At 56.1% G+C, this 21,845-nt stretch carries 18 protein-coding genes; 12 read left to right on the top strand and 6 right to left on the bottom strand.

Annotation, left to right across the window (positions count from 1 at the left end; genetic code table 11):
• Window positions 1–148 precede the first annotated feature (148 nt).
• The gene (locus Pla100_RS15300; protein WP_390620608.1) at window positions 149–1,510 is read right to left on the bottom strand and encodes a serine hydrolase domain-containing protein; all 1,362 of its coding nucleotides are present in this window, start codon (window positions 1,508–1,510) and stop codon (window positions 149–151) included.
• 634 nt (window positions 1,511–2,144) lie between these two features.
• Here Pla100_RS15300 and Pla100_RS15295 point away from each other — a divergent pair.
• Window positions 2,145–3,329 (top strand): DUF1559 domain-containing protein, encoded by a 1,185-nt coding sequence (locus tag Pla100_RS15295; RefSeq protein WP_146578579.1) that lies wholly within the window; start codon window positions 2,145–2,147, stop codon window positions 3,327–3,329.
• A gap of 253 nt (window positions 3,330–3,582) precedes the next feature.
• Window positions 3,583–3,714, top strand: coding sequence for a hypothetical protein (locus Pla100_RS32195; RefSeq protein WP_261344804.1), 132 nt, complete (start codon window positions 3,583–3,585; stop codon window positions 3,712–3,714).
• Between the two features lie 96 nt (window positions 3,715–3,810).
• Here Pla100_RS32195 and Pla100_RS15285 read toward each other — a convergent pair whose 3' ends face one another.
• From Pla100_RS15285 to nadB, 3 genes are all read right to left on the bottom strand, one after another.
• Window positions 3,811–4,677 carry a class I SAM-dependent methyltransferase gene (locus Pla100_RS15285; protein ID WP_231603087.1) on the bottom strand — a complete coding sequence of 289 codons (867 nt, stop codon included), beginning with the start codon at window positions 4,675–4,677 and terminating at the stop codon, window positions 3,811–3,813.
• A gap of 1 nt (window position 4,678) precedes the next feature.
• Window positions 4,679–5,515, bottom strand: coding sequence for a phosphoribosylformylglycinamidine synthase I (gene purQ / locus Pla100_RS15280; protein WP_146578576.1), 837 nt, complete (start codon window positions 5,513–5,515; stop codon window positions 4,679–4,681).
• A gap of 104 nt (window positions 5,516–5,619) precedes the next feature.
• A complete protein-coding gene (nadB, locus tag Pla100_RS15275) occupies window positions 5,620–7,284 on the bottom strand; it encodes an L-aspartate oxidase (protein WP_146578575.1) in 1,665 nt (554 codons plus the stop codon).
• 194 nt (window positions 7,285–7,478) lie between these two features.
• Here nadB and Pla100_RS15270 point away from each other — a divergent pair, with 194 nt between their 5' ends.
• The 4 genes from Pla100_RS15270 (at window position 7,479) to Pla100_RS15255 (ending at window position 11,937) form a co-directional block, all read left to right on the top strand.
• Complete coding sequence (locus Pla100_RS15270; protein WP_231603086.1) at window positions 7,479–8,462, top strand: phosphatidylserine decarboxylase; 984 nt, start codon at window positions 7,479–7,481, stop codon at window positions 8,460–8,462.
• Window positions 8,463–8,528: 66 nt separating this feature from the next.
• Window positions 8,529–9,497, top strand: coding sequence for a CDP-diacylglycerol--serine O-phosphatidyltransferase (gene pssA, locus Pla100_RS15265; RefSeq protein ID WP_146578574.1), 969 nt, complete (start codon window positions 8,529–8,531; stop codon window positions 9,495–9,497).
• Window positions 9,494–10,552, top strand: coding sequence for a hypothetical protein (locus tag Pla100_RS15260; RefSeq protein WP_231603085.1), 1,059 nt, complete (start codon window positions 9,494–9,496; stop codon window positions 10,550–10,552). The genes pssA and Pla100_RS15260 overlap by 4 nt, the downstream gene beginning before the upstream one ends.
• A complete protein-coding gene (locus tag Pla100_RS15255; protein WP_146578573.1) occupies window positions 10,549–11,937 on the top strand; it encodes an MBOAT family O-acyltransferase in 1,389 nt (462 codons plus the stop codon). Before Pla100_RS15260 ends, Pla100_RS15255 begins: the two co-directional genes overlap by 4 nt.
• On the opposite strand, the gene Pla100_RS15250 is transcribed toward Pla100_RS15255, so the two are convergent.
• Window positions 11,890–13,386, bottom strand: a complete 1,497-nt coding sequence (locus tag Pla100_RS15250) for a class I adenylate-forming enzyme family protein (RefSeq protein ID WP_146578572.1) — start codon at window positions 13,384–13,386, stop codon at window positions 11,890–11,892. The two genes, Pla100_RS15255 and Pla100_RS15250, sit on opposite strands and share 48 nt — an antisense overlap.
• Window positions 13,383–14,198 carry a TrmH family RNA methyltransferase gene (locus Pla100_RS15245; protein ID WP_146578571.1) on the bottom strand — a complete coding sequence of 272 codons (816 nt, stop codon included), beginning with the start codon at window positions 14,196–14,198 and terminating at the stop codon, window positions 13,383–13,385. Before Pla100_RS15245 ends, Pla100_RS15250 begins: the two co-directional genes overlap by 4 nt.
• A 201-nt stretch (window positions 14,199–14,399) precedes the next feature.
• Between Pla100_RS15245 and Pla100_RS15240 the strand changes: the two genes are divergently transcribed.
• The 6 genes from Pla100_RS15240 (at window position 14,400) to Pla100_RS15220 (ending at window position 21,734) form a co-directional block, all read left to right on the top strand.
• Window positions 14,400–15,428, top strand: a complete 1,029-nt coding sequence (locus tag Pla100_RS15240) for a hypothetical protein (RefSeq protein ID WP_146578570.1) — start codon at window positions 14,400–14,402, stop codon at window positions 15,426–15,428.
• Between the two features lie 57 nt (window positions 15,429–15,485).
• Window positions 15,486–17,672, top strand: a complete 2,187-nt coding sequence (locus tag Pla100_RS15235) for a TolC family protein (RefSeq protein ID WP_231603084.1) — start codon at window positions 15,486–15,488, stop codon at window positions 17,670–17,672.
• Window positions 17,673–18,597: 925 nt separating this feature from the next.
• Window positions 18,598–19,929, top strand: coding sequence for a hypothetical protein (locus Pla100_RS15230; protein ID WP_146578569.1), 1,332 nt, complete (start codon window positions 18,598–18,600; stop codon window positions 19,927–19,929).
• 858 nt (window positions 19,930–20,787) lie between these two features.
• Complete coding sequence (locus Pla100_RS32580) at window positions 20,788–20,916, top strand: IS1/IS1595 family N-terminal zinc-binding domain-containing protein (protein ID WP_456238273.1); 129 nt, start codon at window positions 20,788–20,790, stop codon at window positions 20,914–20,916.
• Window positions 20,913–21,185 (top strand): hypothetical protein, encoded by a 273-nt coding sequence (locus Pla100_RS15225; protein ID WP_146578568.1) that lies wholly within the window; start codon window positions 20,913–20,915, stop codon window positions 21,183–21,185. The genes Pla100_RS32580 and Pla100_RS15225 overlap by 4 nt, the downstream gene beginning before the upstream one ends.
• 30 nt (window positions 21,186–21,215) lie before the next feature.
• Complete coding sequence (locus Pla100_RS15220) at window positions 21,216–21,734, top strand: hypothetical protein (protein WP_146578567.1); 519 nt, start codon at window positions 21,216–21,218, stop codon at window positions 21,732–21,734.
• Window positions 21,735–21,845: the final 111 nt, after the last annotated feature.

Raw genomic sequence — 21,845 nt, 5'->3', positions numbered from 1 at the left:
AACCGTTGTCGTTGATGGCTCAAGAGACCGATGCGGCACCGAGCGACACGAACGAGACCGTCCACGAATCCGACGGCCCAACGCAAACCATCACCGTAAACGATGTCGTCGAGGATGACGCGATCAAGGCGAGACTGCAACGGATTTATCAAGCATCCGGTTGGTTCGAAGACCTTAATGTCGAAGTCGATTCGGTTGTCGATCTATCGTCCGCGGCGGAGGTGGTGGCGTTTCCGGGTATGACACCTTCCAAAGCACTCACGGTCTTGGGGCTCGGATCGGTCGCGATCGGGTTCGCGTTCAAAGACATCTTTGAAAACTTCTTCGCAGGGATACTGATCTTATGGCACTCTAGGATTGGTTGAAGGATCTTCATCTCGTCGATGATCGCATCAGCCACCTTCGCAGCCAATCGATTGACATTGCCTTGACCATCGGGGTGCAGCCGATTGCTCAAGAACACAAAAACCAGTTCCTGCTCAGGATCGATCCACAGGACCGTGCCGGTGAAGCCTCCGTGACCAAACGCGGTGGACGAAAACTGGGTTGGCCGGTTCGATGAGTAAGGTGAACGGATATCCCATCCGAAGGCACGCTCTCCGCGAGGCACATCATGTGGCGCGATCATCTGATTTCGCGTTGCCACAGAAAACAAGTCGTTCGAAGGCGAGTTCGCGGTGATCGTCGCGAGAGCGTTGCCAAAGCGAATCAAGTCCGACGCCGTTGAGAACAACCCCGCATGCCCGGCAACCCCATCCAACCGCGCCGCACGCGGATCGTGAACCTCACCGACCAACCACTCTGCGTCACGTTGTTCGCTCGCGGCACAGCGCAACTTCAAGGCATCGGTGGGAAGGTATCCTGTTTCCGTCATTCCCAGCGGCTCAAAGATGTGTTGGCGGGCGAAGACGTTCAGTGGCAAGCCGCTGACTTCCTCGACGACTTTGCCCAAAACGATGAATCCGACGTCCGAATAAACAAAACGTTCGCCCGGCGGTGCGATCGGACGCAAGGCGGAGATTCGTTTCCAGTTTTCTTGCTGATCATCGGTGTAGTCCGACAACGCGTTGTCCGCGATCAGTCCCCCACGATGCAGTAACAAATCGGCGATGGTGATGGCGTCTTTGCCAGCGGAACCGAAAGCCGGCCAGTAGTTTGAAACCGATGTGTTGACGTCTACACGGCCTTGATCGACCAGCACCATGATCGACGTCGCGGTCCCGATCGGTTTTGTTAACGAGGCCAAATCAAAGACCGTGTCGAGCTGCATCGATCGACGTGTCGGTTGGACTTGAGCATCGCCGACCGCCACCGCATACACCGTCTCACCTCGGTGAGCCATCATCACGACCGCCCCCGCCATCTCGCCCTCAGCGATCGCGGCTTCCAATAAAACTCGTGGTGGCTCAAGTTCCTGCGAATAAAGTTTGTCCGACGACGAGAGTGTGGTGAGGAAGATGACAGCGAAGGTTCTAGCCAACGCAAATCCAGTAAGGCGACCGATGTTCATGTTTTAGTTTCGTTTCTTTTAAGATTCACTATCAATCTAACTCGTTCACCGAAACGGTGTAAGAGAAAAACACTGTCATGGCCTCAGTGCTGTGAGATGCAAGCGAGAGCATCCGTTTCAAGAACCCTCGCTCCCGGATATCGAGCTTTTCAGTCGCACTGCGTTCGCGTCACCCGCCGGTGTCATGGCTTCTGCGACAAACTTCGGTGGTCCTTTGAGGGCAGGACATCGGCTACCTCAAAGTCGCGGGCGGCCGTTTGACAAGAATCAACAATATTCTCTAGAAACCACACCACGCCAACTCCGAATCCCGTATCTGTCATTGCGGAGTGACTTCATTTTGTTTTGACCGACCGACGGTGGCCGCTGCCATGCTTTCAAAATGCTTGACTTGCTTGTGGGGGGAGGCGACACTCACAATGAGGTCATGCCAAAACGTAGTCGAACGGTCGCAGTATCCGAGAACGGGAACGAGCGTTTTTTTGCTCTGATCGATTCGTGGTTGAGGCCCCTCCTCGGTCGGTTCTGATAAAAGTCTTATCCGATTGGTGAAACGTTACGCGCCAGCGTCACGCTGGATCGAATCAGTCAATCGATTTGGAATTTTCTATTTCCTATCCTTCAAGGTACTAAGATGAATCAATTTGACGCCAGACGTGGCTTTACGCTTGTCGAGCTACTTGTTGTGATTGCAATCATCGGTGTATTAGTCGGTCTGCTCTTGCCGGCGGTTCAAGCTGCCCGTGAAGCGGCAAGAAGAATGAGTTGCAGCAACAATTTTAAGCAGATTGGTTTGGCCATCCACAACTACCATTCGGCTTACAATCAATTACCAACGCACGGGACCGGCACAAATCCTTTGGTGGGTGCAAACGATACAGCCAATGGACCGTGGGATTATTGGCGGAGTTCGAACAAGGGCAATCGTGTTCGATTGAGTATGTTGGTTGGCATCACGCCGTTTATCGAGCAGCAAGCACTCTGGGAGGCAATCTCGAATCCGCAGGCGACAGGGGGTTACCCAGCGATGGGGCCGACGCCAGATATCTTGGCTTACTCGCCTTGGGCTACCAACATTCCAGGCTTCCGTTGTCCAAGTGATCCAGGACTTGGACTTCCTTCGTTAGGGCGAACCAATTACGCCGCTTGCGTGGGGGATTCCATTGTCGAACTTGAATTTGGTCCATGGAATGCGTATCGAACGAACCAGAACAACCAGGAAGATGCCCGTGCTGCACATCGCGGTTTCTTTCGGCCATATGATGATTCGTTCTTTCGCGATTGCTTGGACGGCTTATCCAACACAATCGCCGCCGGCGAAATTACGACGGACATCGGAGACTTTGATAAACGAACAGTCAATTGGCGGGACAATGGCCGTCAAAATCCCGCGGTGGGGGCGATTCAAAATAATCCGACTGCGTGCGAAGGAAAAATTCTGCCCGACCGGCCCCAGTTTTGGGATCCCGCCTGGTGTCCAGACGTGAATGTCACGCAAGGACGTGGCTATAAATGGGCCGATTCACAACCGATTTACACCGGTGTCACTACAATTCTTCCGCCCAATCGAGAACTTTGTGGCCCTTACAATGCCCCAGGAACGAAACTGGTTGCGCCGCCTTCTAGTCGCCACCAAGGCGGCGCTCATGTGTTGATGGGTGATGGGGCGGTGAAGTTCATCACCGACTCGATTGAGGCTGGAAATTCCAAAGCCGCAATGATTCGCCGGACGGTTCAACCAGGAGCGGAGAGTCCTTACGGATTGTGGGGGGCGCTCGGGACCCGTTCCTCCAGAGAGGTGATCGATCAAGAATTTTGACCGTTACATCGTCCGCCGACCAATCTCAGCGTTTCGTGTCCGATCACCCGTGGTTGCCTGTTGGAAAGTTCCACGATTCAGGCTGAGCCATGGTTGTATTTGCGGGCTTGAATCGGTCGCGAGCGACGTGGTTTATTCGTATCGAACCACCACTTTTAGTCACAAACGATTCCTTTCCTTTTAACTCATTTCCTTGCGAAACATGCACCACTTCAACTTTATGAAGCTCCTAAGGCTTTCGATTCTAGTTTGCGTGATTACGTCCATCGTCGGGTGCGGGAAACCGGAAGCGGTCAACGTGACCGAAAACGCCGACCAGAACGCAATCGACGAATACAACCGATTGAATCAAGCGGCACAGGAATCGATGACTAACGACGAGTAACCCCTCAACGAGTAAGAGTCACGGGTTACCTTGTGACCCGAAAACAGGCCCCGCCTCACCCTAAATCTTGATTACCCCAACGCAGTTTTCTTCGAATCAACCGGCTGTCTTTTCGTCCAGCCGACGAAAGACGTACTCGTTGCATCCCCAACCTGACCCGACGGTTTTGAGGTTCTGCAAGACAAAACCTTGATTGCGAAGCGGCAGGATGATCGCTTCGGGTTTGGCGACTTCAAAGGGAAGCCCGCCGATCCAGTCGACCCAATCGTGCCAGGCACTCATCCCGCGGTCTTGTTTTTTCGCTCGCCAATCGGCCATCGGCAACGGGTTGCGTCCCGCTGCCAAACGGGCGACCGCGAACTTGCATTCGTATAACCCGGCGACGGCGGTCACGTAGACCGGACGAAGGAAACGGGGCAGCCGATGGTAGCCACGTTTGATCGCGTGCCACCGCCGACTCGGCCCGCCTTGGTCGTGATAGATCGCGATCGCTAACCATCCGTCAATGGCCACACGGGAAGCCGCCGCTTGGATCGCTCGCGTCATCTGACCGGTGTGATGCAGTACGCCCCAACTGTAGACGATGTCGAACGCACCGAGTCCGTCCATGAACGCATTATCGAGAACGGAGGCGTGATGCACGGACCAATCGGGAGTCACATCCGCAGTGGCGGATGGCGATACCGCCGTCTGGAAACGTTGTTTTAAGTCACACGTGCAAGCATAGCTGTCCGCGTCGATGTCGATCGACACCACCCGAGCACCGAGCCGGATCGCGGCTAACGAAAACAAACCACTACCTGAACCGATGTCGAGAAACCGTTTTCCAAGCAAGGGTTGATCGGTGTCATCGAGTTGTAACAGCTTGCGAAGAGAATCGATCGCTTGATCAACGCGTTCTTCGTCGAGCGTTTGCAAAAACGACGACCAATTTTTCCCGAACTCGAATCGAGCTTCATTCACGCTAGGCGAACCATTCGACGGCGTTACGAAACACAGCCAAACCGTCGCCGTGTTCGGGTTGAACTTGACGGCGTGTCCAATACGGATGTTGCACCGCGTCGATATGACGTTCGGGGTGAGGCATCAAGCCGAACACGCGACCCGACGCGTCGCACACACCGGCAACATTAGCGTCACCGCCGTTGGGATTGACGGGAAACGGCAACGTTTCATCAGTCACTTCACCGGACTCGTCGCAATAACGAATCGCCAATCGACCTGCCTTGCGAAGTTCGTCGAGCGCGTCGGCGTCGCGGGCGACAAACTTGCCTTCGGCATGGGCCATCGGCAAGTACATCTTCTCGATCCCTTTCAAGAACACGCACGGGGTTTCGTCGACCGCCAATTGTACCCATCGGTCTTCGAACCGACCGTGATTGTTCCACGTCAAGGTCGCCGGCGGGATCTCGTGAGTTGGTTCGGGATCATCTCCACCCGCCATTACGGGTTGAGCCGATCGGACGCCGGCGGTCAACACGCCCAAACGCATCAGCACTTGCATCCCGTTGCAAATGCCCAGCACGAGGTTGTCTCCGCTGTCGACGAAATGATGGATCATCTCGTCGAGATGCCGTCGCATGCGGGTCGCCAAAATCCGGCCGGCCGCGATATCGTCCCCGTAGCTGAACCCGCCCGGCACGCACAGGATCTGATACCGTTTGTGCAGAGCCGGGTTTTCGATCAACCGACCGACGTGAACGCGTTCGGACTGGCCCCCGGCGACGTCGAACGCGTGAGCGGTTTCGACATCGCAATTCGTACCAGGAGCGCGGAGAACAAGGACTCGGGGAGTAGGCATTGGTGAAGTGTGAAGAATGAAGAGTGAAATGTAGGCTGGGTCGCAGCCGCTTCGGCGAAGACCCGGCAGCTAACCGTTAACCGCCAAATGCCAATCGCCATTTTCTAACCGCTGCTGACGTGGTCGGCGGTTGGTAGGGTGATCAATTCGCCGCGTTGTGGATAGCCGCCATCGACGTCGATTTGTTGCGTTTGATGGCATCGCCACGTTTCGTTGTCCACTTCAGGGAAGTCGCTGCGGAAATGGACGCCTCGCGATTCTTTTCGAGTTAATGCTGCGGCAGTCATGGCCGATGCGGTCAGCAGGAGGTTTTGCATTTCCCATCCTTCGTCATCGGCGAATTGATGTCGCATGACGTACGCGGCGAGTGATCGGATTTGTTCGTTCGCGGCGGCGAGGCCGTCCCCGTCGCGTTTCACGCCGACGAGGCGTCCCATCAAACTTTTGAGCGAGACACGGACGTCGGCGATATCGAACGATTCGGTCTGTTCGCGGGCGGCGTGTTGGATCCGATAAGCCACCATTTTGTGCGGCCCTTCGGCGGCCGCGCGACTGGCCGCTTCGCCGGCGTAGGCTCCGTAAACAAGTCCTTCGAGCAAACTATTGCTTGCCAATCGGTTGGCACCGTGCAGTCCCGTGCTGGTGACTTCCCCGGCCGCCCAGAGGCCGGGCAAACTCGTGCGTCCTTGGCTGTCGACGGTCACCCCGCCGATCATGTAGTGCGCACCCGGGCGGACCGGAATTCGATCGGTCGTGATATCCAAGCCGAACTTGTGGCACGTTTCGGCGATGCCTGGGAAACGAGCCCGAACGCGTTCGGCATCCAAATGAGAGAGATCCAAATAGACGCAAGGGTGAGCCGTTTCATTCATCTGGCTGACGATCGATTGGCTGACGATATCACGTGGCGCCAACTCACCGCGGTCGTCGTAATGCGGCATGAAACGTTCGCCGCGTGAATCCACCAAATAGGCCCCTTCGCCTCGCACCGCTTCGGTAATCAGCGATCGCGAAGATCCGGCGATGTACAGCACGGTGGGATGGAACTGGACGAACTCCATGTCTCGCAATTCGACGCCGGCCCGATAGGCCAGCGACGTGCCATCCCCGGTGGCCACGGCGGGGTTGGTCGATTCGCGAAAAATCTGCCCGACGCCTCCGGTGCATAGGATGGTTTCTTTGGCCCAGACCATCGTCGGTCGGTCGTTCTTGCCGACGACGATCGCGCCGCGGCAACGGCCTTCGGAAGTCAGCAGATCGACCGTGAAAGCGTTTTCCCAAATATCAATGTTGGCGGCCTCGCGACTGCGGTCGATGACCGCCCGCATGACTTCACGTCCGGTCGCGTCGCCGAGGGCGTGGACGATTCGTTCATGAGAATGTCCGCCTTCGCGACCGAGCGCCAAGGTGCCCTCATTTTTGTCGAACTGCGTACCCCAACGGACGAGTTCTTCGATCCGCCGGGGTCCTTCCTGGACGACCCGTTCGACGACGTCGCGGTCGCATAAGTTCGCCCCGGCGACCATGGTGTCGCGAACGTGATCTTCGAAACAATCCTCCGGATCGAGCACGCCGGCGATGCCACCTTGGGCATAATTGCTATTGGATTCACGCAGTTCGTCCTTGGTGACGACCAATACCGATAAATTGGGTTCGATCGCGTTGGCCGCCCGCAAGCCCGCCAGCCCGCCGCCGATGATCAATACGTCCGTGAACCGGTGGATCGCTCGACGCGAATCAAAAGGAATCAGGTAGCGGGGTGTGATCATGAAATGGACATCGACATGGACATAGGCGGGAACATCACGATTGGCATCGATCTTGCGGCCGATCCATCGGGACGTGTTCTCGACAAATTAACATATTAGTCGCTAGGCTGGTCACCCTCGACCCTACCGCCGCCGGGTTGTTTCGAAAGTTGCCCGGTCTTCCCCAATCATCTCTTTCTGGTCTTACCCGCTCCGTGCCAGACACGACGCCCGCTTCCACGTCCGCGCCGACGACCCCGGACGTCGCTACCGATGCGTCGATCCCCGCGATGGATCCGGCGATCAAGACCATCCAGCCCGGTGGCGGGGTGGCGATGTCGCTGGAGCTAGCGTGGGGGCGGCTGCGGCGGGCGTATTTGCGAAAAATCCGGCCTCGCTATGTCACCCGGATGGCCGACCGACGCCAAGGCTTGCCCGCCGGACTGCCCTTCGATCCGGTCGATTCCCGAGATATGAAGTATTATCGCAATCAAGGCAGTTATTGGTGGGCGGATGCTGACGACGCGTTCATGTGGCGAGATTCGCTGCCTTTTTTGAGAGCGGGATTGGCGGAATTGATCATCATCGGCGGCGCGTTGCTGGTTCTCGCCGCCGTTTTGGGTTGGTTTTGGTGGCCACTATCGTTTCCCCCGCTGGTCGGGATCGGGCTGCTCGGTTGGCTTTTTCGTGACCCGCGGCGAGTTATTCCCACGGGCCTTGCCACGGTCGTTTCTCCCTCCGACGGCAAAGTCGTGCGAATCGTCGAGGTAAACGATCCGGTCATCGGCCCGGCCATTCGATTCGAAATTTCTCTTTCGATTTGGAACGTACATGCCTATCGGGCGTCGCTGCCTGGGCGAGTCGTATCGGTCCGATATCGGCCCCGCCGCACCCCGAACGCCGCCAAACCAGTATCCGAACCCCAGAACGAGCATCTCGATATCGAATTGGCCAGCCCAGAAATCAGCGGTCGGATTATCCGAATTCGGCAGATCAGCGGTCGATTTGCACGTAGAATCGTCTGCTGGGCACGGGTTGACGATGTTTTTGAGCGTGGTGAGATGTATGGAATGATTAAACTGGGCTCGCGTACCGAATTGGTCGTGCCCCGCGATGCTTCCCTGCGAGTTCAAACCGAGGTCGGCGATCGGGTCGCCGCAGGCACGACAGTGATGGCTCGTTACGAACCCAATGCTTGAACGATCGAATCATCCAACTTCCTATTCTCGCTGCGGCGAATTTTGGACGAAAACCGAACCATCCCCATGAGCGAACTCAAACCCAGACTACCGGAATCGCAGTGGGACGATACGGATGCCGAGTCGGAAACCGGCTCGATCGAACCGGATTTCGTCGGACCAAACGGCAAACGCCGACATAAACGTAAAAAACGCCGACTCACCCTAGCCGTTTTGCCAACGCTGCTGACGCTGGGCAACGGAGTCTGCGGTTTGGCGGCGATCGCGATCGCAGTCAGCACCGAGACGTTGGACTGGTCGCTCGAAACGAAATTGTTCGCCGCCGGCTTGTTGATCTTCGGCGGTATGTTGTTCGACGCCCTCGATGGATCGGCAGCACGACTGACCGGTCAAGCCAGCCGGTTCGGTGCGGAGCTGGATAGTCTGTGTGATGCGGTCACGTTCGGGGTTGCTCCGGCGATCATCGTTTGGCGGATCAGTGACGTCCTCTACCAACGTTTGACTTGGGCGATCGGGGTTCTGTTCGCGTTGTGTGTGCTGATCCGATTGGCACGCTTTAACGTCGAGACCCCCGAAGACGACGATCACGAAGGGTTCGAAGGCTTACCCAGCCCTGCGGCGGCGGGAACCTTGGCGGCGTTTGCGATCGCAATCCCCGACTTGGCCGATTTCGCCAACCCCGAGCGATATCCGGGATGGGTCAATGACGTGAGCCAATGGATGTTGGATATCTCGCATTACGCGATTCCTGTATTGGCGTTGATCCTCGCGTTCTTGATGGTTTCGCGTTATCAGTACCCCCACGTGTTCGCGCAACTGGTCCGCGGTCGCCGGGCCCCGCATCAGATCGGTCAAGCCCTTTTCGCGTTGGTCGGTTTGTTCCTGTTGCACTGGGTCGCGCTTCCCGTCGTGTTCTGTTATTACGCGTTCGGTTCGCCGTTGCGTTCCATCGCGTTATCCTATCGCGGGGTCGATTCGACGTCGGCGGCAAACCGAGAATCGAAAGACCCGTTGCAAAACTCCGACAACCCATGAAGTCGTTGGTCCCGGATGAGGTGCCGTCGGTCGTTTTCGGGCGGACGGCCGTTGGGACCGCGGGACGTTGGTTGATCGGTTTGATCGTTGGCACGCTCTTGATCGCCGTCACATCCCCGTGGTTCGTGCGAACGTATGCGTCGCGGACATGGGACCCCGTGCGCCAACAATACGTCTATCCGGAACACCTGACATATCGTTGGCGGGCCGAAGGTTACGCGGCCAGCCACATCGGCCCCCATGGCATTGTCGGCCGAGCCGAACTGCCCAGCGATGACCATCCGCGAATCGCTCTTTGGGGCGACTCCCAAGCCGAAGGCGTGACGCTGCCCGACGACGCCAAGCTGTGGGCAGTATTGCAAGGCATTCACCCCGATAAGCAATTCCTTCCGTTGGCTCAAAGCGGTGACGATGCGTCCGACTGGGTTCGCGGAATTCAACATGTCGAAGACAAACTTCAAATTGCCGAGCACTGGATCTTGGTTTGCGAATTGCAAGACTTGGCCGTTCTTAAATCACCAACCGCTTCCCCGGAGAATTTATCCGCGAAGCAGTCCCCTTGGTTGGACTACGTGCCTGATTTTGTCGTCGAAGCCGGTCGGGGATTACTGCTTGATTCTGAAAATCAGCCTCGTCATTTTCGTTTTTCGATAGGGCCGACGGCCGAAGCGTTCCAAGCCGACATCGATGAATCGGTTTCGCAGTCTCGTGGTGATGCCTTTTGGGCGGAGGTCGCGGCGCGGCTCGCCGAATCCACCTCGTTACCGATAACTGTAATCTACGCCCCCAAGCTACCGGTCATTTGGAGCGACGCCGTCATCGACGAAGACTTCGATGCCGATGATTTCCGCCGATTGCAGCCTCACCTTCATAGGCGTGACATCGCGGTCGTTGATTGCCGAGACGCGTTCCGCCAATCGGCAGCGCGTGGTGAATTCCCACACGGGTTTCATAACGGCCGATTCGGATGGGGACATTTGAACGAAGTCGGCAATCGCTTGATCGCCGAAACAACCTCCGCCGAAGCAATGATCGCACAGGAATCGATCCGTTGACGTTCACGCAAGCCGAGTTTGTCGTGTTTGTCGCGTTTGTGATCGCGGTCGCTTGGTCGCTTCGCGGGCAACTCGGGCGCAACGGATGGTTGCTCCTAGCGAGTTACTATTTTTACGCCTATTGGGACTACCGATTCTGCGGCTTGTTGTTGATTTCAACGTTGGTCGACTTTGTGGTCGCCCGCAAGATCGCCGGGAGTTCGTCGCCGATCCAACGTCGAGCCTGGTTGTGGGTGAGCCTCGCGGTGAACTTGGGCATGTTGGGGTTCTTCAAGTACTTCAATTTCTTCATCGATTCGGCCCGGCCGATCATCGAGAGCCTGGGGATGAACGCGACGACGCTCGATATCATCCTGCCGGTCGGAATCTCGTTTTTCACCTTCCAAACGCTCAGTTACACGATCGATGTTTATCGCGGAAAACTTCGTCCGACCGAACGTTGGTTGGATTTCGCGTTGTACGTTGCTTTCTTTCCGCAATTGGTAGCCGGACCGATCGTGCGGGCGTCGAACCTGCTGCCCCAGTTGGCCGAACTGCCGTCGTTGAGCCGCCGACGTTTCTACGGAGGTTTTCAACAACTATTGCGAGGAGCGGTGAAGAAAGTCCTGATCGCCGATCGTTTGGGCGAAACGGTGGACGTGGTTTTCGGCGGCGTTGATTTGTACGCCAGTGTCACGGTTTGGATCGCGGTCGTCGCCTATGCCGGTCAAATCTACTATGACTTTTCAGGCTACAGCGATATGGCCATCGGCGTCGCCAAAATGCTGGGCTATCGGTTTCCGGTGAACTTCCGCCACCCGTATTTGGCGACGTCGATGAGCGACTTTTGGCGACGGTGGCATATCACTTTGTCGACGTGGCTGCGTGACTACCTCTACATTCCGCTGGGTGGTTCCCGCCGATCATCCGTCCGGACGAATGCCAACTTGATGATCACGATGTCGTTGGGCGGGCTTTGGCATGGCGCGTCGTTGACGTTTTTGCTGTGGGGCATCTGGCACGGATTCGCTTTGATCGTCGGACGATTCAAGGCCGTCGCGTTTCCCAAATGGTTGGCTTGGTCGATGACGATGCTGGTCGTCTTGATGGGATGGGTGCTTTTTCGCAGTCCCGACTTTAGTTCCGCGATGGCGGTTTATGAACGTTTGTGGTTACCGTTTGCCGGAACCGATCAAGGACCATCGATCATATGGCTGCCGCCATTGACTTTGCTTGCGATCGGATTGATGTTGGCCGATCACACCGTTTGGACGACGCGGTGGCGCCGTTGCATGAGGTTACCATGGGATGCATGGTACAGCCCCGTCGTCACGGCGATCATGATTTGGTCCTTGCTGTTATACGCCCCCAAAGGGTTTCGGCCGTTCGTCTACTTTCAATTTTAGTCGCGCCGCCACCGCGTTTCGCTTGGGGGTGCCTTTCGCCGTCAACTCTTGACGTTCATGGGACAGCGGGGGATCGATCAGCTCGATGCGTCGTTTCGTCCCCGGTGGTAGGTAGTCAGCCAAGACCGACTCCACCGCCGATCGATCCCAAGACTTTCCGCTTGCTTGTGGTTCGATCGCAACGATGAGCTCTTGAGGTTGTGTGAGAATGATCGCGTGCCGGACGTCGGGCAATGCGTTTATCATCGGTTCGATCATTTGTGGATGGATTTTGAATCCGTTATCAAGCACGATGACGTCGTCGGCTCGACCCAAGATTCGGAACTTGCCCCCGTCGATCTGCTCGACAAGATCGCCTGTATCCAACCATCCGTCTTGGTCGATTTTCTGTGCCGTCGCTTTGGGTTCGTCGAGGTACCCCAGCATGACACCGGGACCACGCACAAATAGTCGGCTTTCTTGAACTCGGATCTCCCAACCGTCAACGAGTTCACCGACACATCCAGGTCGCTGATCATCGGCGGACGTCGCGCGGGCGCTGAAGATCACGGGTGACGTTTCGGTGCATCCGTATCCTTGAATCACCATGACGCCTCGTCGTTGAATTCGCTCGAACGTTGCGTGGTCCAAGGCTGCTCCGCCGCATCCGAGGACGCGGAGACGAGACAATTTTTCATCGCCGGCGTGCAGACGCTCGCAAATCGTTCGGGCGATCGAGGGAACGCCATTGATATGGGTTGGTGGATCCGAGTCGTTGATCCGGTCCAATGCCTGGGTCCCCGAGTCGATCGTCCAGGTGCCACCGGAAAGCAACCAGGTTCCCATGTCGCACGTCCGGGCGTACGCGTGCGAAATAGGCAGAACGCTCAAGCGATGATCGTCGGTCGATTGCGGGACCGCTCGAAGTTTGGCCACCGCGTTGGTGAATAGGTTTCGGGGCGACAACGTCACGCCGCGAGGTTTCGCCGTCGTGCCACTGGTCCATAACACCAAACTTGGAGCGTCGATGGCGATGGAATCTGCACATTTGGTTAACACATCAATGGAGGCTCGAACGGAACTCGGATCGCAAGCCTGATCGGGCGGAATCCGCTTGAGCGATGGAACGATCGTTCCCGCCGAACGGCGGATCAGTTCATGCCGCACCGATTCAGGAAATCGAGCGTCGATCGCGATCTCGATTACTCCGGCGGCCAAGCAAGCGAGTGCCAAGACAACGTCATCGATCGTGTTGCGGACCTCGTTGGTGATGCGATCGGAATTGGTGACGGATCGAGGGGTGTCATTCGAAAGCGATTCCGATTGCATGAAAACCCGAACCGCCAGCTCACCCCAATTCAGTGCTCGGCCGCTGGCGTCTCGGATCGCGACCGAGTCGCTGCGGTGGCGGGCGTGACGCAGCATCGCGTCAAGCAGATGACGATCGTTCGTTTCGGCGTCTGTGGTCATCGGGCTGACGTGAGTTCGTGAAGAAAGATCGCGCCGGCGACGCCGACATTCAAGCTATCGGTGCCACTGGCCATCGGCAACGTCACGCGAAAACGGCAGCGGTCTTGAACCTCTTCGTCGAGCCCGGTCGCCTCGTTACCGACCAACAGCACAAGTGGACGATCGTCCCGCTCGCGATGGAATTCGCGGATGTCGATCGCCCCGGTTCTTAAAGTGGTGGCGGCGAAATCGATGCCTTGGTATTGCAACCGTGTGATCTGCTCGGCCGGTGAGGGTAATTGATAAAAACGATGCAAGAACACGGACGCCATGCTGACACGAATCACCCGCCGAACATAGGGAGAGATCGTGCCGGGACCGAGCACGATCTCGTGGACTCCCATTGCTGCGGCGGACCGCAACAGACTGCCGACGTTCTCGGGGTCGCTGATCCCGATTAAACCCAACGCGACGTTTCCGACCGTTGTCCGATCATGGCTTGCCGGAGCCAAACTGGTGGGCAGTTCATCGATCGATCGCATCGCTCGGCATTCGCCGTGAGCCAAAACGCCGCGATGAAAATCATAACCGGCGATCTGTTGCCCTAGCTCGGGCGAAACGAGATAGACGGGAACATCGACCGGAACTTGATCGAGATAGCGGCGCTCTTGCCCGATGTGAATCAGTAGCGATTGTACTGGATAATCGCTTTGTAACAGGCGACCAACGACGAGCGAACCTTCAGCAATGAATCCGGATTGCGGATCGCGATGGCGAACCGATCGATAAGGTTCAAGACGAGGGTCCTGTGGGTCGGTGATCGTGTAGTGCACGGAACTTCGAGGATACTCGGGGATTCAAGAGGCGTCGGAACTTGTAACGTTTATCCGAGATATACCCCAGTCGATGAGGCGTTGTGTTGCTTTCGGAGCCGGTGTCTTGAACGTTTGCAGCGACGTGGACGATTCTAGGGTAGCCGGAACTTCCGGCGATCGCTTTCGATTCGCACGACACGTCAAGGAAGACGCTCCGCGATGTCAAATTCAAACTGGGATTGGTGGTTCGGCGACGGACCGCTCGCACGTCGGGTTATCTCACCGCAAGCCATTGCAGTGTGGCCCAAACGTTGGCTACGTTCAGTACGTCTTCGTCGATGGTTACTCAGTTTGGCTGTCTTGGGAAGCCAGGGTGTTTTGGTTTGTGACAACACCCGAGCAGATTCGCCTGAACCGAAAGTCGTCGTCGCCCCGGTTTCATTCGGGTGGGCATCGCCGGACTCGGCTTCGATGTTGGTTGCCCAAGGGACTCAAAACTCCGTACCGAAAAATTCCGAATCTCAAGATCGCCAAGATCGCTTGGACGATCTACTTGAAAGCGATCAAGCGAGTGGCGACGAGGACGCACGACGGCGGCAACGCCTCAAGGATCTGCTTAATGGCGGGATGGAAGGCGATCCACAACCGAACAGAGAAGCCAAGGACCAACCAACACCTGTCCCGTCTGAACCGATGCAGGCTCAAGGCGATGAGAAAGACCTCTTTGCCGAACCATTCATTGAAGAACGGTTGCCGGAAGTGGCGGGGGGACGATTCATTCTGCCTCCGTTGCGAGCCGTATCGATTGATCAGGCACCCATCGGCAATGGTAAAGTGCCCGAATCGCTTGAAGCCGGTGAAGAGTTGACGCTCGCCCCGCTTCCCGAGGATGGTTACGCTAGAAGTTTGTTGACGGATTCGAACGCTTGGCCGTCTTTGATTCGTCCGTGGGCGGCTCCGAATACGTTCTCGCATCCGTTGTACTTCGAAGACCGCATGCTCGAACGGCACGGACATGAGCGTTGGGGGTGTTTGCAACCAATCGCATCGGGAGCAAGGTTCTTTGTCACGGTACCGATGCTGCCGTACCTGACGACGATCCAAGAACCTTGTGACATCGTCTACAGCAAAGGCTACTACCGCGCCGGGTCACCCGCCCCGCGAATGTATCAACGTCCGCCATTGGAACGGCGAGCCGTGATGGTCGAAGCGGCCTCGATCGCGGGCGGATTCATCGCGTTTCCTTAGAACGCAACGGGTTTCCAATTCGTATTTAACACTTCGCTGATTCTCAAGGAAACTGACATGGATGTCGTTCGAGAAACCGGCAACACCAACGCACCCATCGAGTCTGCCATGGATCGGCACTCCCGCTGCAATCGCAGCCGAGCATTATCAAACGCCAAGTCGCCGTACAAACGCGATGGGCTCTCCAAACGGCGTCGGCTTGCCGCGCTGGTATGTGGATTGGTCGCGAGCGTCTCCACGATCGGATGTGGATTGACCCAAAAAATTCCTGACGGGCCGCATGATACGCGAACGTCTTATCACGATCACTCGGCGTTGCGGATCGAATACCCACAAGTCCAAGAGTGCGCTTCGCCCGTCGCGGCGGCGGCAGCCTCAGCCGTGGCGCCTCACGCGTTGCAAGATCCGGCCTCGATTCCTGCATTCGAGATCACTCTACCCGATGCCATCGCTCAGGCGCTTCGCAGCAGCCCTGTCTTGCGATCGATCGGGGGTGCCGTCGTCACCACGCCGCAAGCGGTCAGCACGACGTTCGATCCCGCTCTGGCCCACGCCAATCCGCAACTCGGGGTTGAGGCGGCTTTGGCGGCGTTCGATGCCCAATACACTCAGTCGTTGTTCTTCGATAAGATTGATCAACCGCGAAACTTCAATACGGCTGTGCTAGGTGGTGGCGGTGGAGGTGGTGGCGTGGGTGCGATTTTCCCCGCGTTCTCACAACAAACGCTGGGGACGTTCAACTCTGAGCTTCGCAAGCGAACGGCGACGGGTACGTCATTCGCCCTACGAAACAACATCGGTTACACACGTACGCAAGACCCCAGTGCGGCCAGCCAGTTGTTCCCCAGCGCATTCGCTGGTTTCATGGAAGCGGAGATTCGCCAGCCGTTAATGCGGGGTGCGGGAACCACGTTCAATCGCATCGCCGGATCGGCCGGTGCGGCCGGACAGATCGGTCAATACAATGGAGTTTTGATCGCTCGCGTCAACGAAGATGTGGCTCTGGCCGACTTCGAAGCCGCTGTGATTTCATTGATCGCCGATGTCGAACAAGCTTACTGGGATTTGACGGCCGCCTATCGCGTTTTGGAAGCGACCGTCAAAGGCCGCGAAGCCGCACTCCAGACATTTCAGTATCAGCAAGTGCGACTGGAAGTCGGCACCGGTCGACGTGACGAAGAGGCCCAGGCACGCTCTCAGTACTACGCGTTCGAGGCTCAAGTTCAATCGGCGCTCGCCGGCCCCAATAGCCTTTACGCTACTGAACAGCGACTGCGATACCTGATCGGGATGCCCGCGACTGACGGCACACTACTCAAACCAGCGACCTCACCGATCGACGCCAAAGTAGTCTTTGATTGGAGCAGCGCGCTCGGGCAAGCGCTCGATCGACGCGTCGAAGTCCGTCGCCAAAAGTACAACGTCAAACGACGCGAACTCGAACTGACCGCAGCACGCTTGAACCGCCGTCCGCAAATCGACTTGGTCGGCCAGTACCGTTGGCGGGGACTCGGTGATCATTTGATCGGCGATGGCGATAACGGCGAATTCGACAACCTCGCTGATTCAATTTCCGACGGCGACTATCAAGAATGGCGAGCAGGCGTCGAGATCAACGCGCCCGTCGGCTTGCGAGCGGCCAGTAGCGCCGTCGCGCACGCCAAACTCAACTTGAATCGGGAGCGAGCCCTACTCAATGAAACCGAACTGAGAATCAGCCACGACTTGTCCGACGCCGCGCGGGCCATCGAGCTAACCTATCAATTGGTCGAAACCAACTACAACCGTTATTTGGCGGACTTGAAGCAAGTCGATGTGTTGCGTCGTCGTTATCGAGACGGAACCGACAACATCAACTTCTTGTTGCAAGCACAACGGCAAGTCGTCACAAGCGAAGCTGAGTTCTATCGATCGATCAGCAACTACAATTTGGCGATCCGAGATTTCCATCGACAGAAAGGATCGTTGTTGGCCTACGCTCAGGTCAATCTCGCCGAAGGCCAGTGGTGCCCCGGCGCAGAACGAGACGCGTATGAACTGGGACGCTTCCTCGAGCCCCGCCATCATCCCGAAGCGGTCGACGTACCTTGCCCGGTCTCCAACGGCGGCTTCGACCCCTCGGCACCGCAGCCAACGGTCGGCTTCGAAGCGACTAGCTGGGGCATGATCGACGAGGGGATCTCTTCGTCCGGAGACTCGCCGGTCGTGGCAACCGAAGCGACGCATCCGAAGACGAAACGGTAGCGGTCGTACGCTTGAACGCGATCGGTCCGCATCATGTAGCTCGACAAGGAAAGTCGGGCACTGGCCGACGTTCGTGGCGATAGACATTCGGCCACTTGAACCAAGTTTAGCCGTTCCGTTTCACTACCGGAATGAGCAAACAACTGTTCGATGACCTGCGAAGGCTAGTGGTCTGTCACAGCTAAACATTAGGGTTCGCTGTAGTGGATCTTGTTATAGATCCGACCGCTACAGGATCTTTAACAAGATCCACTACCCTAACTTTTAGCTGTGACAGACCACTAGTTGCAGAATCACGCGACAAAAAGCTAGCTGACATCCGATCCGAGTACAGCCAAGCCATCGCCGTTATTGCTGCGACGGAATCTAACTTGATCGGCAAACCGATCGCGATCCGGCCCAAAGACAAGCGGGAAGAAAAGCTGGTCGATCTGGTGGCCCTGTGATCCCTAACGACCGCATTGTGACGGTTGACGACATTCAGGGGCTCATTGCCGCGAACGATCCCGATCGCTCGCCCAACATCCAAACGGTGCGCGCAACGCTTCACCGACTGGTGAAGGAGGGCACTCTCAAAAAGGTGAACGCCCCGCAGGCCGATCGGAAACTCGGGTATTGCCTTCCCGATTTTGATGCTGACGCCGTTCGACAGCTGGCCGCCTGGGCCGAGCAAGTTTTGCGGGAAGCTGGCAAGCCAATGAAGGCGGTCGAGAACATGGTCACGATGACTGAGCGAGGCTACGTTCTAGAATCCGAGCCGCAACTAGCAGTGCGGAATCTGAAGCGAGCAATGGCCTCAAGGAGATTTAGTTGTTTAAGCGGGAGCTGGGTCTTGTCAAAAAAAACAGGGCGAAACAACAATTTGTTATACGGGGTGCTTGCGTTGTTGTGCGGAGTCTGCCAAACTCGGCATATCGACTAGGTCTTGAGCGCAAAAAAATACCAGCCATCGTTTGCAGCGATGACTGGCTTAGATGAAGCGTTAGGTGTAGCAACCACGCGTTTCAAGGCCCAGTTTACCGTTTTTTGCTTGGTAAATCTAGTGCCCCCGTTCGATAGTTTCGATATACACGAAAGACTCCGCGAATTTCTTGCCTTCGCGGAGATCGTCGCATCTAAATATCCCCAGATCTGGAGCGACTTTCTAAAGCGACTTCCGGACGATCCAACCGCCAGTGAACCATCGGTTGTTGATAGTGTTGGATCTAGCACAAGTGAGGCCGATGATTCTCCGCCGATTACCAGCGAGAACCGATCTAACCCACCTAAGTGGCAAAGTGACTCGCTATCTAACATCGAACGCATCCAGGCGTTTTTAAAAGAGAACCCTTGGAAGACTGCAAAGGAGATAGCGCAGGCAACAGGTATTTCATCTGCGTCCATTGGTGCTCAGTTGCACGTAAAAAAGAAGGGCGGGCGGTTCACTAGCAAACCAGATCCCAACGGATCGGTGCGGGGGCGAGTTTGGGCGAACGGCAAGCCTGGGCAAGTAAGCGTTGTGGGATCAAGCACCTGTGAGTTTCCAGAAGAGCGAGTGACAACTACCGGTCTTGTGTTCAATTGGTTGCGAGAACATGGGTCGGGCACGGCAGCAGAGATAGCTGACGCGATAAAGGACAAAGCCAATTCAGACGCTCCCGACTTTACCTCAGTTGTTCGAACGCTCGTTTCGCGTGCTGCGCAAAGTGGCGAATTGTCACGTGATGCATCTGACGGGGTCACCGTGTTTTCCATTGCGGATCACAAAGAAGAAGTTGACGTTCCTGAGGCTTATCAAAAGCTCTCCACATTCAATGCGTTGGTCGCATGGGTCGAAGACCAGTCAATCGACTTGTTCACTTTAAGCGATGCTATGAAGGGAACTGGGAAGAATATGGAGTCAATTCGGACCGCGATCTACACGAAAGAGCGAGAGCATTTCGAAGTCCATTCCAAGAAAGGACCGAACAAACAGAGTTTATTTCGTTATATCGGACGAAGCCCAGAAACACACTCAATCGGCAAAGTTCGCAAGTTCGGCCCTCGGCAAGAGAACAAAGAACGAGAGTCAACCATTGAGGAGATCTGCGAGTTTTTCACTAAAAATCAAAATGAATTCACTACCACTCACGATATTGCGACAGAGATAGGGCGGCCACTAGGTACAGTTCAGCACGTTATCTACATCAAGCACAAAGATTTCTTTGAGCGCTCGGATCGAAAGGGCCGTCGTGGTCAGTCCCTTTATCGTTTGAAACTAGAGCACGAGGGCCGCTGATGCCAATAACGTTTGGCCGTTAAGGGCGGCCAAAGAATGAAGCGACCCGGCGGTGACTTTTGCAGGGACATCACCGGGCCGCCCCTTTCGTTTCACCCTTGAGCTGTGAGCCAGCCAGAGGGTGGGCTAAGCATTTCGCCTAACCTTTGCACGTTGCGACTTACTTGGCTTCGAATGGCTCTTCCATTCCTTTTAGCCGAGGTTTGTGTAGCTGTGTATCAGTTGCTTTTCCCAGGTTTTGAAGAAGTCCGACCACACGTCCGTCGCCCATGGGGCTCATACGGTCGTGGACTAAAGACTGTTTTCATCGATCGCTATCGTCGTCGAAAACGAGCCAAATAGCAAGCGTTCGGCCCGTAGGGCCATTCGTAGTTAACGGTTGGCCAGCGAGACGCGCTAACGCCTCGCTGGCCTCACTCGGAAGGCGATCCCGCTCTTTGGTCAGGGCACCGGCTTTATACACCGGCTGAGGGTCCGCTTACGCGGTGGGTTCAATTCCCTCGCCTTCCGCTCTTAGTCTAGCTGCTTCTAGCAGAACGTCACGCGCCCAGGTAGATGTTTTCCCGTTTGCAGCTTTTTCTAGTTCTGCTTGTTCTTTTTGCGAAAGACGTACACGCAATGTGTAGTCTCGTTTCACGGATTTTGGAAGTTTCGGTCTTCCTCGCTTCTCTAATTCTTTTCCCATAAGTGACCAAACGTGCCAATAGTTGTAGCCACAATAAATAGGTCGTATGAAATAAAACTCCCGACCCAGCGTCAACTGGGTCGGGCAACGAAACCTAGGCTTTCACCTGTAGATTCCGCGTAGCACGTGAATCCTACTCCGTGAGAGCCGCAAATTGAAAGCGGAATCTCACGATGATTGCATTCGCCCCCTGCGAACACACGGCCCGCGTGAAGGCTGGAAAGACCAATTCAGGCAACCAGCGTTTCAAGTGCAAAGACTGCGGAGCCCGATTCACCGAAGAAAACCCCTTGGGTCGATGAAGATCGATCTAGACCGTGCCGCAATGGCTCTTTCCCTGATGCTTGAGGGAATGTCCATTCGCGCCACCGAACGGCTTACTGGGCTCGCTCGTGACACCATCTGCGATCTGATTATCGTCACTGGCGAACGCTGCGAACGGTTCTTCGAAGACCACGTCGCCAACGTGCAAACCGAAGAAATTCAGATCGACGAAATCTGGTCGTTATGCGGAATGAAGCAGAAGCATGCAAACGCCCACAAGGCAGGCCCCGACGTCGGGGATAGTTGAACCTACGTTGCCGTTGATCGCAACACGAAGATGATTCTCGCGTACCACGTCGGTCAACGAGACGGTCTGCACACCGACCTTTTCTTGCGGAAACTCGCTGACAACGTCGATCGTTCGAATCGCATTCACGTCTCCACCGATGGTTGGAACGGCTACCAATATCGCGTTCCCTTCGCGATGGGATCGAACATCGACTTCGGAATGCTGATCAAAAGGTACGCTGCGAGCCAGAGCGAAACTCGCTACAGCCCGGCGACGATAATAGCCGCGGAGAAAGTGCCAATGTTCGGCCGTCCTGAGGAAGACAAGATTTGCACCAGCCACATTGAATCGCTCAACCAAAAGATTCGAATGCACTTCCGACGGTTCACGCGGTTGACCGCCGCTCACTCAAAGTCGCTGGATCACCACATTGCGATGCAGAACATTTTCTTTTGCTGGTACACCTTCTGCCGGAAGCACTCTACAATCGGTAAGACACCAGCGATGGAGTGCGGAATTGCCGATCGGAAATTGACAATTTTGGAAATCTTAGCATCAACGAATTGAATCCTTACGATCCGCCAGAACTTTCGGAACCGCCAAAATTGGACGCAGAAGATTCGATGTCATGGTCGAAGGCTTTTGCGACCGGTGGAATATGGTTCGCTTTACTTCTCG

The organism is Neorhodopirellula pilleata (assembly GCF_007859915.1).
GTDB lineage: Bacteria > Planctomycetota > Planctomycetia > Pirellulales > Pirellulaceae > Rhodopirellula > Rhodopirellula pilleata.
Note: the sequence above shows the minus strand (reverse complement) of the source record. Positions and strands in the feature narration are given on the sequence as shown.